Source organism: Allobosea sp. UC22_33 (genome assembly GCF_042700715.1).
Classification (GTDB): Bacteria; Pseudomonadota; Alphaproteobacteria; order Rhizobiales; family Beijerinckiaceae; genus Allobosea.
The window spans coordinates 1,939,374-1,951,967 of sequence record NZ_CP170556.1 but is presented as its reverse complement, the minus strand read 5'-3'; the positions used below and the strand labels follow the sequence as shown (position 1 = coordinate 1,951,967).

The 12,594-nt window shown below is 67.4% G+C and carries 12 protein-coding genes and 1 pseudogene; 10 read left to right on the top strand and 3 right to left on the bottom strand.

Annotated features, from left to right (window positions below; genetic code table 11):
- Window positions 1-39: 39 nt before the first annotated feature.
- The 3 genes from ACFJGT_RS09275 to fabD all read right to left on the bottom strand — a co-directional run bounded on the left by ACFJGT_RS09275 (window position 40) and on the right by fabD (window position 2,278).
- Window positions 40-276, bottom strand: a complete 237-nt coding sequence (locus ACFJGT_RS09275; RefSeq protein ID WP_061968116.1) for an acyl carrier protein — start codon at window positions 274-276, stop codon at window positions 40-42.
- Window positions 277-540: 264 nt separating this feature from the next.
- A complete protein-coding gene (gene fabG, locus ACFJGT_RS09270; protein WP_377848158.1) occupies window positions 541-1,278 on the bottom strand; it encodes a 3-oxoacyl-[acyl-carrier-protein] reductase in 738 nt (245 codons plus the stop codon).
- 55 nt (window positions 1,279-1,333) lie between these two features.
- Window positions 1,334-2,278, bottom strand: coding sequence for an ACP S-malonyltransferase (gene fabD / locus ACFJGT_RS09265; RefSeq protein WP_377848155.1), 945 nt, complete (start codon window positions 2,276-2,278; stop codon window positions 1,334-1,336).
- A gap of 342 nt (window positions 2,279-2,620) precedes the next feature.
- Here fabD and rpsF point away from each other — a divergent pair, with 342 nt between their 5' ends.
- From rpsF to ACFJGT_RS09215, 10 genes and pseudogenes are all read left to right on the top strand, one after another.
- Window positions 2,621-3,052: a 30S ribosomal protein S6 gene (rpsF, locus tag ACFJGT_RS09260; RefSeq protein WP_377848152.1), complete on the top strand. Its 432-nt coding sequence runs from the start codon at window positions 2,621-2,623 to the stop codon at window positions 3,050-3,052.
- Window positions 3,053-3,054: 2 nt separating this feature from the next.
- On the top strand, window positions 3,055-3,300 hold the full coding sequence (gene rpsR, locus ACFJGT_RS09255; protein WP_038367644.1) for a 30S ribosomal protein S18: 246 nt from the start codon (window positions 3,055-3,057) through the stop codon (window positions 3,298-3,300).
- Window positions 3,301-3,478: 178 nt separating this feature from the next.
- Entirely contained in the window at window positions 3,479-4,426 is a 948-nt protein-coding gene (locus ACFJGT_RS09250; RefSeq protein WP_377848149.1) for a DUF2232 domain-containing protein, read from the top strand.
- A 37-nt stretch (window positions 4,427-4,463) separates the two neighbouring features.
- Window positions 4,464-5,031, top strand: a pseudogene (gene rplI, locus ACFJGT_RS09245) (50S ribosomal protein L9).
- A gap of 218 nt (window positions 5,032-5,249) precedes the next feature.
- Entirely contained in the window at window positions 5,250-6,737 is a 1,488-nt protein-coding gene (locus ACFJGT_RS09240) for a replicative DNA helicase (protein ID WP_377848146.1), read from the top strand.
- Window positions 6,734-7,864 (top strand): alanine racemase, encoded by a 1,131-nt coding sequence (gene alr / locus ACFJGT_RS09235; protein ID WP_377848143.1) that lies wholly within the window; start codon window positions 6,734-6,736, stop codon window positions 7,862-7,864. Before ACFJGT_RS09240 ends, alr begins: the two co-directional genes overlap by 4 nt.
- 178 nt (window positions 7,865-8,042) lie before the next feature.
- A complete protein-coding gene (gene radA / locus ACFJGT_RS09230; protein ID WP_199091607.1) occupies window positions 8,043-9,443 on the top strand; it encodes a DNA repair protein RadA in 1,401 nt (466 codons plus the stop codon).
- Between the two features lie 107 nt (window positions 9,444-9,550).
- Entirely contained in the window at window positions 9,551-10,168 is a 618-nt protein-coding gene (locus ACFJGT_RS09225) for a CvpA family protein (RefSeq protein ID WP_377848139.1), read from the top strand.
- 46 nt (window positions 10,169-10,214) lie between these two features.
- Window positions 10,215-11,687 carry an amidophosphoribosyltransferase gene (gene purF / locus ACFJGT_RS09220; protein ID WP_199091604.1) on the top strand — a complete coding sequence of 491 codons (1,473 nt, stop codon included), beginning with the start codon at window positions 10,215-10,217 and terminating at the stop codon, window positions 11,685-11,687.
- Window positions 11,688-11,850: 163 nt separating this feature from the next.
- Window positions 11,851-12,591 (top strand): SDR family NAD(P)-dependent oxidoreductase, encoded by a 741-nt coding sequence (locus ACFJGT_RS09215; RefSeq protein ID WP_377848135.1) that lies wholly within the window; start codon window positions 11,851-11,853, stop codon window positions 12,589-12,591.
- The last annotated feature ends 3 nt before the right edge of the window (window positions 12,592-12,594 follow it).

Genomic DNA, 12,594 nt, shown 5'->3' with positions numbered 1-12,594 from the left:
AGCCATGGCTCTTTCTGCGTGGACCGACCGAAAGGCCGATCAGGCGCTCTTCGACGACAGGAACTTGACGGCGTCGCCGACGGTCACGATCGTCTCGGCGGCATCGTCCGGGATCTCGACACCGAACTCTTCCTCGAAGGCCATCACGAGCTCGACGGTGTCGAGGCTGTCCGCGCCCAGGTCCTCGATGAAGTTGGCGCCGTCGACGACCTTGTCGGCCTCGACGCCGAGGTGCTCGACCACGATCTTCTTCACGCGCTCGGCAACATCGCTCATGGGTCTCTTCCTTAGACTTAGAAACTGAAAACGCATCGCAGGGATGCGACGCGGTGGAGGGATCTCATTCCGAGCCGCCGCGCCACCTGACGATGCCCGCGATCCGGAAAGCTCGAAGCCTGCACAAACGCAACAACCGAGGTTTCGTCAAGCCCCCTCGGGTCGTCCAGCGCCAGCGCGACGGCGCTAGTTAACATACCCTTTACGGGCTGGCGAGTGCGCCAGCGCCTTATCAGAACCGATCCAGAATGGGCGCTAACGCACCTAGATCATTGCCATTCCGCCGTTGACGTGCAGGGTCTGGCCGGTCACGTAGCCGGCTTCCGTGCTGGCAAGAAAGGCGACAGCCGCCGCCACATCTGCACCTTCGCCCAGCCGGCCCATCGGCACGCCGGTCAGAATGCCCTCGCGCTGCTTGTCGTTGAGGGCTTGCGTCATCGGCGACTCGATGAAGCCCGGCGCGACCACGTTGACGGTGATGTTGCGGCTGGCGACCTCGGCGGCCAGAGCCTTCGACATGCCGATCAGGCCGGCCTTGGCGGCGGCATAATTGCCCTGGCCGGGATTGCCGGTGGTTCCGACGACGGAGCCGATCGCGACGATTCGGCCGTAGCGGCGGCGCATCATCGACTTCACGGCCGCGCGCGAGAGCCGGAAGGCCGCGGTCAGGTTGACGGCCAGCACGCTGTCCCAGTCCTCGTCCTTGAGGCGCATGAACAGGTTGTCGCGGGTGATGCCGGCATTGTTGACGAGGATGTCGAGCCCGCCGAGCTTCTCCTCGGCGGTCGGCACCAAAGCCTCGACCGAATCCTTGTCGGAGAGATTGCAGGGCGCGATCACGACGCGCTCGCCGAGCTCGGCCGCCAGAGCCTCCAGCGCTTCCGCGCGCGTTCCGGAGATCGCGACGCTGGCGCCTTGCGCATGCAGCGTCCGGGCGATGGCTCCGCCGAGACCGCCGGTCGCGCCGGTGACCAGGGCCTTGCGGCCGGTCAGATCAAACATGTTCGCTCCCCTTGTTCGGCATCCTGCCGTTGCAGCCCCGTCCTGGGTTCTGCACTTACGCGTTGCGGGCCTTCCAGGCCGCGATATCGTCGGCCGTGCCGATCGAGACCGGCGCCGTGCCGGCGACGATACGCTTGACGAGCCCGGCCAGCACCTTGCCGCTGCCCGCCTCGACGAAATCGGTGACGCCGGCGGCGGCCATTGCCTGCACGCATTCGCGCCAGCGCACGGTGCCGGTGACCTGGGCGACGAGCGAAGCCCGGATCGCGTCCGGGTCGCTCAGCGGGGCCGCGCCGACATTGGCGACGACCGGCACGACCGGGGCCTGCATCGCGACCTTGGCCAAGGCGTCACGCATGGCATCGGCGGCCGGCTGCATCAGGGCGCAATGGAAAGGCGCGGAAACCGGCAGCAGCATGGCGCGCTTCACGCCGCGCTCGCCGGCCAGCACGATGGCACGCTCGATCGCGGCCTTGGCGCCGGAGAGCACGACCTGGCCGCCGCCATTGTCGTTGGCGGCCTCGCAGACTTCGCCCTGGGCTGCGGCCTTCGCGATCTCACGGGCGAGATCGAGCTCGGCGCCGAGCAGCGCGGCCATCGCGCCCTGTCCGGCCGGCACGGCCTTCTGCATGGCGTCGCCACGGATGCGCAGCAGACGGGCGGCGTCGCTGACCGAGAAGGTGCCGGCAGCAGCCAGCGCCGAATACTCGCCGAGCGAATGGCCGGCGACGAAGGCGGCGTCGCGCTTCAGGTCGAGCCCGGCTTCGCTTTCGAGAACACGCACGACGGCGAGGCTGACCGCCATCAGGGCCGGCTGGGCATTGGCCGTCAGGGTCAGCTCCTCGGAAGGGCCTTCCCACATCACGGCGGAGAGCCTCTGCGACAGGGCCGCGTCGACCTCGTCGAAGACCGCCTTCGCGACAGGGAAGTTGTCGGCCAGGCTCTTGCCCATGCCAACCGCCTGAGAGCCCTGCCCCGGAAAGATGAACGCTGTGGTCATGCTGTGAACGTCCCGGTCTTCTACATTCGTCATTCGTCTTATATGACGCGGCTGTCACATCGCTTCAGCCGCCAAGTCAAGCGCAGCGCCCGAATTTTCCGCTCCCGGAGCGGTGTTTTCCGGCAGATTCCGGTTGCCATGGCGTGCCGGACACTGTAACGACCGCCTCCTGCTTGTTCGGCCGGAGGCTGAACGGATGGCGCATGTCCGCAAGGATCGCGCAGGCTCGTTTCCCGAACCGTCATCCCGTGTCTCCGCCTTCGATGAAATCCTGTCGGGCCTTATCCAGGGCTCGGAGGGCTCCGCGCCGGGCGAAGCAGGGTGAAACAAGGAAGGCCACATATGGCATTGTACGAGCATGTGCTGCTCGCGCGGCAGGATGTCAGCGCGCAGCAGGTCGAAGCCCTCGTCGAGCAGTTCAAGGGCGTGATCGAAGCGAATGGCGGCGCCATCCGCAAGGTCGAGTACTGGGGCGTCAAGTCCCTGGGCTACCGCATCAAGAAGAACCGCAAGGCGCATTACACGCTGCTGAACATCGAGGCTCCCTCCGCCGCCGTGCTGGAGATGGAGCGCCAGATGCGCATCAACGAAGACATCCTGCGCTTCATGACCGTGAAGGTCGAAGAGCTCGAGGAAGGTCCGTCGGCCATGCTGCAGAAGCGTGACCGCGATGACCGCCCTGAGCGTGGCGGCGACCGTTTCGACCGCGGCCCGCGCCGTGATCGTCCGCGTCGTGACGACGAAGTGACCGAAACCGTCGAAGCGGAGGCCTGAGAATGTCGACTGCATCCGCTGGCGCCCGTCGCCCCTTCTTCCGCCGCCGCAAGTCCTGCCCGTTCTCGGGCGAAGGCGCCCCGAAGATCGACTACAAGGACGTGCGTCTGCTCTCGCGCTACATCTCCGAGCGCGGCAAGATCGTTCCGTCCCGCATCACGGCGGTCTCCGCCAAGAAGCAGCGCGAGCTCGCCCAGGCGATCAAGCGCGCCCGCTTCCTCGGCCTGCTGCCTTACGTCATCCGCTGATCCGTTCCTTCGGATCCGGCAGACATTAAATTCCGGAGGCGTAACCTGCGCCTCCGGCTTTCGCTTTCAAGATCAACCAGTCGCCCGGCGGTGAAACTCCATCGGGTTCGTTGAGGCGAGAAGCCTCTCACCCTGCCGGACCTGGAGGTCACGAGCAGCGGGACAGCAGGACGGACCAATGATTCCGATTGTCGGCATCGGCGCGGGCCTCGTTTCGGCCCTGCTCTTCTCAGTGGTGATCACCGGATCGCCGCTGGCCGCCTTGCTGTATTCGGCCGCTCCCCTCCCGATCTTCATCGCATCGCTGGGCTGGAACCACCGCTCCGGGCTGTTCGCCACGGCTGCCGGTGCGCTCGCTGTCGCGGTTGCGCTCGCTCCCACAGGCGGCATCGCCTTTGCCCTGATCATCGGCCTGCCGGCCTGGTGGATCGCCTATCTCGCGCTGCTCGCCCGCGGCGACACCGAGGGCCGGGTCGAGTGGTACCCGCTCGGCAACCTGCTGCTCTGGATCGCCGCCACCGCCGCGCTCGCCACCGTCGGCAGCGCGCTGGTGATGACCACCGATTACGAGACCTACCGGTCGGTGATCGCCCGCATGATCGAGAACCTGCTGAACGAGATGGTGCGCAGCAGGCTGATCGCGCTGCCCGGCGACGTCCAGGTCAAGGACCTCGCGCAGAGCCTGGCACCGGCCGTGCCGCTCGGCATCGGCGCCTCCTTCGTCACGACCATCACCGCCAATCTCTGGCTCGCGGCCCGCACCGTGAAGATGTCGGACCGTCTGCCGCGTCCCTGGCCCTTCATCCCGTCGACTACGCTGCCGCGGCAGGCGTTGCTGCTCCTGATCGGCGCGGGCTTCGTCGCGACCACCGGTGGCTTCATCGGCGTCGCCGCCATGGCCTTCGTCGGCGCGCTGCTCGCCGCCTTCATGTTCAGCGGGCTCGCCACGCTGCACGATATTTCGCGCGGCCGCGCCTGGCGGCTGCCGATGCTGATCTCGATCTATGTCGCCCTCGTCGTCATGCAGGCGGTGCTGACGCCGCTGCTCGCGATCGCCGGCGTCATCGACACGCTTCTCGGCCTGCGCAAGCACGCCGCGCTGCCGCCTCCGCCTAACCGTTCCTGACAACCTCGTCTCAAAGACAGAACAAGGAGAAGACAAAATGGAAGTGATCCTGCTCGAACGCGTCGCCAAGCTCGGCCAGATGGGCGACATCGTGAAGGTGCGCGACGGCTTCGGCCGCAACTACCTGCTCGCCCGCGGCAAGGCGCTGCGCGCCACCGAAGACAACAAGAAGCGCTTCGAGAGCCAGAAGCTCGAAGCTCGAGACCCGCAACCTCGAGCTGAAGTCCGAGGCCGATGCGGTCGCCGGGCGCCTCAACGGCCAGAGCGTCATCATCCTGCGCCAGTCCGGCGAGTCCGGCGTTCTGTACGGCTCGGTCTCGACCCGTGATATCGCCGAGGCCCTGACCAAGGACGGCTTCAACGTCTCGCGCGGCCAGGTGACGCTGAACACCCCAATCAAGACGCTCGGCCTGCACACCGTCCCGGTCGTGCTGCATCCGGAAGTCGCGGTCACGATCACCGTCAACGTCGCCCGCTCGGCCGAAGAGGCCCATCGCCAGGCCGCCGGCGAGAACGTCACGGCCCAGGAGAAGTTCGATCTCGACGATCTCGGCCTTGAGGTCGGTGCGGCGCTGGCCGAGGCCGGCGACAACGACGACCGCTGAGCCTTATCGCTCCCGAATCGAGTCAAGGGCGCCGTGGCAACACGGCGCCCTTTTCGTCTGCGCCTGTGAACTGCGTGGATTGACCGTCAACATGCTGGCAGAAGCTGTCGGAGTGCTAAACTAGCTTCATTCCGACTCAGTTGCCGCCATGCGTTCCGCTGCCCGCGGTCGAATGCCGGCTTGAACACGTAAGTAAGCGCTTACTTACCAAGGCAGCCATGGCCCCCGTCACCGCCCTCGTCGCCCGCCTCGATAATCGCGAGGCCGAATTCCGCGTCCAGCCTCACAATATCGAGGCGGAACAGGCATTGCTGGGCGCGATCCTGGTCAATAACGACGCCTTCTACCGCGTCTCCGACTTCCTGCTGCCGGACCATTTCTTCGAGCCGATCCACCAGCGCATCTACGAGCTGGCGTCGAGCATGATCCGCGCCGGCAAGATCGCGACGCCGATCACGCTCAAGACCTTCGTCAACGACCTCGATCTCGGCGACATCACGCCGAGCCAGTATCTCGCCCGCCTCGCGGCCGAGGCGACGACCGTCATCAACGCGGCCGATTACGGCCGGACGGTCTACGACCTCGCGATCCGCCGCCAGCTCATCGGTGTCGGCGAAGACCTCGTCAACGTCGCCTATGACGCGCCGGTCGAGATGGCGCCGCGCGAGCAGATCGAGGATGCCGAGCGCAAGCTCTACGAGCTCGCCGAAAAGGGCCGCTACGAGGGCGGCTTCCAGAAATTCGACGGGGCGCTGCGCCTCGCCATCGACATGGCGGCAAGCGCCTATCAGCGCGCCGGCGGCCTCTCCGGCATCTCGACCGGCCTGCGCGATGTCGACCAGCGCATGGGCGGCCTGCAGCGCTCCGACCTGCTCGTGCTCGCCGGGCGCCCCGCCATGGGCAAGACCTCGCTGGCCACCAACATCGCCTTCAACATCGCCAAGGCCTGGCGCGGCGAGCGGCAGGAGGACGGCTCGATCAAGTCGGTCGATGGCGGCATCGTCGGCTTCTTCTCGCTCGAAATGTCGGCCGACCAGCTCGCGACCCGTATCGTCGCCGAGCAGTCCAGCATCTCCTCCTACAAGATCAGGCAGGGCCGCATCACCGAGGCCGATTTCGCCCGGCTGACCGATGTCGCCGCCCAGATCGAGAAGCTGCCGCTCTATATCGACCAGACCGGCGGCATCTCGATCGCGCAGTTGATGGCGCGCGCCCGGCGCCTGAAGCGCCAGAAGGGGCTCGACGTCCTGTTCATCGACTACCTGCAGCTCCTCTCCGGCTCGTCGAAGAACAGCCAGAACCGCGTGCAGGAGCTGACCGAGATCACGACCAGCCTGAAGGCGCTGGCCAAGGAGCTCAACGTCCCGATCATCGCGCTATCCCAGCTCTCGCGTCAGGTCGAGAATCGCGACGACAAGCGCCCCCAGCTCTCGGACCTGCGCGAATCCGGCTCGATCGAGCAGGACGCCGACGTGGTGATGTTCGTCTACCGCGAGGAATACTACCTCAAGGGCAAGGAACCGCGGCCGGGCACCGAAGAGCACAACAAGTGGCAGATCGAGATGGAGGCCATGCACGGCGTCGCCGAACTGATCATCGGCAAGCAGCGCCATGGCCCGACCGGCGCGGTGGCCTTGCAGTTCGACGCGGATGTGACACGCTTCTCGGACCGCGCCGATGAGATGCGCCTGCCGGACCGTGAATGATGCCTGCCGATCTGCCTGATTCCGCCGCCTTCGGCGCGACCCTCACCATCGATCTCGACGCGCTGGTCTCGAACTGGCGTCTGCTGGGCAAGCGCGCCGGCACCGAGGCCGGGGCGGTGGTCAAGGCCGACGCCTATGGCATCGGCATCGAGCCCGCCGTCACGGCGCTGGCCAGGGCCGGCTGCAAGAGCTTCTTCGTCGCGCATGTTTCCGAAGCCGTCCGCGCCCGCAAGGTCGCACCGGACGCCACGATCTACGTGCTGAACGGGCTCCTGCCCGGCACGGCCGAGACCTTTGCCGCGCATGGCCTGTCGCCGGTGCTGGGCTCGCATGAGGAACTGCTGGAATGGGCCTCGTTCCGGCAGACCGGCGCGCAGGTCCGGCCGGCGGCTCTGCATGTCGACACGGCGATGAACCGGCTCGGGCTCTGGCCGGGCGAGGGCCTCAACCTTGCCCGCGAGCGCTCGGGCGTGATCGCGGCGGCGGGGATCGGGCTGTTGATGACCCATTTTGCCTCCTCCGAGGTCGAGACCGACCCGGCCAATGCCCGCCAGATCGCCGCCTTCGCCGAGATCGCGGCGGCGCTGCCGGAGCTGCCGGCCTCGCTCAAGAATTCGTCGGGCCATTTCCTCAAGGACTGCCCGTCCTACCAGCTGACCCGGCCGGGCTATGCGCTCTATGGCGGCAATCCGACGCCCGGACAGCCGAATCCGATGAAGCCGGTCGTCGGGCTCGAAGCGACGATCATCCAGACCCGCGAGGTCGAGGACGGCACGCAGGTCGGCTATAACGGGCGCTGGACCGCCAAGGGCAAGCGCAAGCTCGCGACGATCTGCCTCGGCTATGCCGACGGCTATCCGCGCAACGGCAGCTGGACCGATACATCGACCGGCGGCTCGGTGCTGATCGAGGGGGTCTACTGCCCCTTCGTCGGCTCGGTTTCGATGGACCTGATCATCATCGACGTCACCGACGCTCCGGCTGACGCGGCGAAACGCGGGGCGAGCGTGACGCTGATCGGCGGGCCGCTCGACCTGGAAACCGTCGGCGGCGGCGCCAAGACGATCGGCTACGAGATCCTGACCAGCCTCGGCCGCCGCTATCACCGGCGGTATGTGGGGCTGTGAGCGCGTGACAGCCGCCTCCGTCATTCCGGGGCATCGCGCAGCGATGAGCCCGGAACCCAGAACCGACGCGGGAATTCGTCCCGGCGCCGCCATTGCCGCCCGTTCTGAAGCCGCATCGATTCTCGGGTTCCGGGCTCGCGCCTGCGGCGCGCCCCGGAATGACGGCGGAGCTGCACTGATGGCCAAGCGCGGTCCGACCTATCACTGCCAGGCCTGCGGCGCGGTCTATCACCGCTGGCAGGGCAAGTGCGACGCCTGCGGGACATGGTCCTCGCTGGTCGAGGAGGCGCAGGCCGCGCCCGTTCCCGGCGGCGGCAGGCCCTCTTCCGGCGGGCGGGCGCGCGGGCGGGTCTTCGCGCTGGAGACGCTGAAGGGCGAGACGCAGGATGCGCCGCGCATCGCGTCCGGCATCGGCGAACTCGATCGCGTCACCGGCGGCGGCTTCGTGCCGGGCTCGGTGCTGCTGATCGGCGGCGATCCCGGCATCGGCAAGTCGACGCTCTTGATGCAGGCCTGCGCTGCGCTGGCGATGGCCGGGCGGCGCGTCGTCTATGTCTCGGGCGAGGAATCGACCGGGCAGGTCCGGCTCCGGGCCGAGCGGATGGGGCTCGCCGAGGCGCCGGTCGATCTCGCGGCCGAGACCAATGTCGAGGATATCGTCGCGACGCTCGGGCAAGGCGAGCGCCCTGCCCTGGTGGTGATCGATTCGATCCAGACGATGTGGTCGGGCGAAGTCGAGAGCGCGCCGGGCACGGTGACGCAGGTGCGCGGCTCGGCCCAGGCCCTGATCCGCTACGCCAAGACATCAGGCGCCTGCATGATCCTCGTCGGCCACGTCACCAAGGACGGACAGATCGCCGGCCCGCGCGTGGTCGAGCACATGGTCGATGCCGTGCTGTCCTTCGAGGGCGAAGGCGCGCATTCCTTCCGCATCCTGCGCGGCCAGAAGAACCGCTTTGGCGCGACCGACGAGATCGGCGTGTTCGAGATGACCGGCAAGGGCCTGTCGGAGGTCACCAACCCCTCCGCGCTCTTCCTCGCGGGCCGCGACCAGCCGGCGCCGGGCGCGGCCGTCTTCGCCGGCATGGAAGGCACGCGGCCGGTCCTCGTCGAGATCCAGGCGCTGGTCGCGCCGACCGCGCTCGGCACGCCGCGGCGCGCCGTCGTCGGCTGGGAGAACAGCCGGCTCGCCATGGTGCTGGCCGTGCTGGAAACGCATGGCGGCCTCAGGCTCGGCCAGCACGATGTCTATCTCAACGTCGCCGGGGGCCTGCGCGTCAACGAACCGGCAGCCGATGTCGCGGTCGCCGCCGCGCTGGTCTCCTCGCTCAGCGGCGCGACCTTGCCGCAGGAAGCGGTCTATTTCGGCGAAATCGCGCTTTCCGGCGCGATTCGGCCGGTCGCGGTCGCGGCCGCCCGCCTCAGGGAAGCAGCCAAGCTCGGCTTCGAAGCCGCGCTGATGCCGAGCGGCGGCGCCGATCACGGCGACGGCAACGGGCTCACCCTGCGGCGTTTCGGCCATGTCACGGAACTCGTTGCCGATATCGCCGCGCGCGCACCTCGCAGAGATGTGAAATGACTTCGCCTAAAGGGTGACGGAAAGCCCGGGAGCGCGTATAGCAAAGCCGAAACGGCCGCCCTGCCTCCGGCCGGTCGGCACCTGACCACAGCAAAGCGGCCCTCCCAATGCCTGTCACCATTCTCGATCTCGTCGTCATCGGCGTGGTTCTGATCTCGGCTTTGCTCGCGGCCGTGCGCGGCTTCACGCGTGAAGTGCTCGCGATCGCCTCCTGGGTCGCCGCGGCTGCGGTCGCCTGGGTGTTCCATCCCCAGCTCGTGCCCTTCATCAAGCAATACATCCCGGCAAGCTCGGCGCAGGACACGATCGCGCTGGTAGCCGCCATCGCGGCGCTGTTCCTGGGCACGCTGATCGTCGTCTCGCTGATCACGGCCCGGATTTCCGATTTCGTGCTGGATTCGCGCATCGGCGCGCTCGACCGCACGCTCGGCTTCGTCTTCGGCGCGGCGCGCGGCCTTTTGCTGGCGGTGATCGGCTACCTGTTCTTCACCGCGCTGGTCGGCAATGAAAAGCTGCCGGTCTGGGCCAAGGACGCCAAGGCCAAGCCGATGCTGGAAGAAACCGGCCGCTCGCTGATCTCGATGCTGCCGCAGGACGTCAACGCCGATTTCATCAAGAACCTGCTGAAGAAGCCGGCCTCCGAGACCGCACCGGAAGCCCCGGCCGAGGAGCCGCGCAGCCCCGCGACGCCGGCACCGGTTGCACCTGCCCCAGCTCGTCCCTAATTAGCGCGTAGAACGTTAGCTCAAGCCCCGTCGCCTGGAGCCAGACATGATCTCGCAAACCGAGCGTGATGCCGCCTTCGACCCCAATGCCGACCGGCTCCGGGAAGAATGCGGCGTCTTCGGCATCTATGGCCATGCCGACGCCGCGGCGCTGACCGCGCTCGGCCTGCATGCGCTGCAGCATCGCGGCCAGGAGGCGGCGGGCATCGTCTCCTTCGACGGCAAGCGCTTCCACTCGGAGCGCCGGCTCGGCCTCGTCGGTGACGCCTTCTCGGAAGCGAGCGTCATCGACAAGCTCAAGGGCAAGCAGTCGATCGGCCATGTCCGCTACTCGACGACGGGCGAGACCATCCTGCGCAACGTCCAGCCGCTCTTCGCCGAACTGCATGGCGGCGGCTTCGCCGTGGCGCATAACGGCAACCTGACCAACGGGCTGACGCTGCGCCGCAACCTCGTCCGCGACGGCGCGATCTATCAGTCGACCTCCGACACCGAGGTGCTGCTGCATCTCGTCGCGCGCAGCCGCAAGCAGCAATTCGTCGACCGCTTCATCGAGGCGATCCGCCAGATCGAGGGCGCCTATGCCTTCGTCGGCATCACCAACAAGAAGCTGATCGGCGCGCGCGATCCGCTCGGCATCCGCCCGCTCGTGCTCGGCGAGCTCGATGGTGCGCCCATCCTGACCTCGGAAACCTGCGCGCTCGACATCATCGGCGCCAAGTTCGTCCGCGAGATCGAGAACGGCGAGGTCGTGATCATCTCCGAGAACGGGATCGAGAGCCACAAGCCCTTCCCGCCGGTGGCCGAGCGGCCCTGCATCTTCGAGTACATCTATTTCGCCCGCCCCGATTCGATCGTGAAGGGCCGCAGCATCTATGAGCGCCGCAAGGCGATGGGCGCGGTGCTGGCTCAGGAAGCGCCGACGGAGGCCGATGTCGTCGTGCCCGTGCCGGATTCCGGCGTGCCGGCGGCGCTGGGCTACGCCCAGGCCAGCGGCATCCCCTTCGAGCTCGGCATCATCCGCAACCACTATGTCGGCCGCACCTTCATCGAGCCGACGCAGAAGGTCCGCGAGCTCGGCGTCAAGCTGAAGCACTCGGCCAACCGCTCGGTGGTCGAGGGCAAGCGCATCATCCTGGTCGACGATTCGATCGTGCGCGGCACGACCTCGTTCAAGATCGTGAAGATGATGCGCGAGGCCGGCGCCAAGGAGGTGCATTTCCGCATCTCCTCGCCGCCGATCACGCATCCCGACTATTACGGCATCGACACGCCGGACCGGGAGAAGCTGCTCGCCGCGACCCATTCGCTGGAGGAGATGCGCCAGTTCGTCGGCGCGGATTCGCTGGCCTTCATCTCGGTGGACGGCCTCTACCGCGCCATGGGCCATGAGCGCCGCGACCCCGCCCGGCCGCAATTCACCGACCATTGCTTCACCGGCGACTACCCGACCTCGCTGACTGACATGGTCGGCGAGAGCGCCAAGCAGCAAATCTCGCTGCTGGCCGAAGCCGGCTGATTCTTTTGCAGGAATGGGCTGTCATCTCGGGCGAAGCGAAGCGCAGACCCGGGATCCATGCCTGAACATTCATTGGAAGCGCTCCGGCATGGATCCCGGATCGGCGCCGCTCTCGCGGCTTGTCCGGGATGACGGCGCTTAAGGAAATCGGGGCACTTTTATCATGACCCAATCGCTCAAGGGGCGCGTCGCGCTCGTCACCGGCGCCTCGCGCGGCATCGGCCGTGCCGCGGCGCTGGCCTTCGCCGAAGCGGGCGCGCATGTCATCGCGCTCGCCCGCACGGCCGGGGCGCTCGAGGAACTCGACGACGAGATCGTCGCGATCGGCGGCAGCACGACCCTCGTTCCGCTCGACCTCGCCGATGCCGGCGGCCTGGAGAAGCTCGGCCATGCCGTGACGGAGCGCTGGGGCAAGCTCGACATCCTGCTCGCCAATGCCGGCGTGCTCGGCTCGCTGAGCCCGCTCGACCACGTCACCGAGAAGGACTGGGCCAAGGTTCTCGACATCAACGTCACCGCCAACTGGCGCCTGCTCAAGGCGCTCGATCCGGCGCTGCGTGCATCGGACGCCGGCCGCGTCCTGCTGATGACCTCGGGCGCCGCGCATAAATGCACGGCCTATTGGGGCCCTTACTCGGTCTCGAAGGCCGCCGTGGAGGCCCTGGGGCGCACCTACGCCGCCGAGACGGCGACGACGCCGGTCAAGCTCATGCTGGTCAATCCGGGGCCGCTGCGCACCAAGATGCGGGCCGAGGCGATGCCGGGCGAGGACCCGGAAACGCTGAAGACGCCGGAGGAGCTGGCGCCGCATCTGGTCAGGCTCGCCTCGCCCGACTGGACCGAGAGCGGCAAGATCTTCGACTTCCCGCAGGGCAAGGTGCTGGTTCCGCAGCCGCCGGTCTGAGGC

Excerpts from the sequence above, each read along its gene's own strand:
- radA (WP_199091607.1), top strand. The coding sequence starts at position 8,043 with ATGGCCAAGCGCGGTCCGACCTATCACTGCCAGGCCTGCGGCGCGGTC.
- purF (WP_199091604.1), top strand. The coding sequence starts at position 10,215 with ATGATCTCGCAAACCGAGCGTGATGCCGCCTTCGACCCCAATGCCGAC.
- fabD (WP_377848155.1), bottom strand. The coding sequence starts at position 2,278 with ATGACCACAGCGTTCATCTTTCCGGGGCAGGGCTCTCAGGCGGTTGGC.
- alr (WP_377848143.1), top strand. The coding sequence starts at position 6,734 with ATGATGCCTGCCGATCTGCCTGATTCCGCCGCCTTCGGCGCGACCCTC.
- ACFJGT_RS09225 (WP_377848139.1), top strand. The coding sequence starts at position 9,551 with ATGCCTGTCACCATTCTCGATCTCGTCGTCATCGGCGTGGTTCTGATC.
- fabG (WP_377848158.1), bottom strand. The coding sequence starts at position 1,278 with ATGTTTGATCTGACCGGCCGCAAGGCCCTGGTCACCGGCGCGACCGGC.
- ACFJGT_RS09240 (WP_377848146.1), top strand. The coding sequence starts at position 5,250 with ATGGCCCCCGTCACCGCCCTCGTCGCCCGCCTCGATAATCGCGAGGCC.
- ACFJGT_RS09275 (WP_061968116.1), bottom strand. The coding sequence starts at position 276 with ATGAGCGATGTTGCCGAGCGCGTGAAGAAGATCGTGGTCGAGCACCTC.
- rpsR (WP_038367644.1), top strand. The coding sequence starts at position 3,055 with ATGTCGACTGCATCCGCTGGCGCCCGTCGCCCCTTCTTCCGCCGCCGC.
- ACFJGT_RS09250 (WP_377848149.1), top strand. The coding sequence starts at position 3,479 with ATGATTCCGATTGTCGGCATCGGCGCGGGCCTCGTTTCGGCCCTGCTC.
- rpsF (WP_377848152.1), top strand. The coding sequence starts at position 2,621 with ATGGCATTGTACGAGCATGTGCTGCTCGCGCGGCAGGATGTCAGCGCG.
- ACFJGT_RS09215 (WP_377848135.1), top strand. The coding sequence starts at position 11,851 with ATGACCCAATCGCTCAAGGGGCGCGTCGCGCTCGTCACCGGCGCCTCG.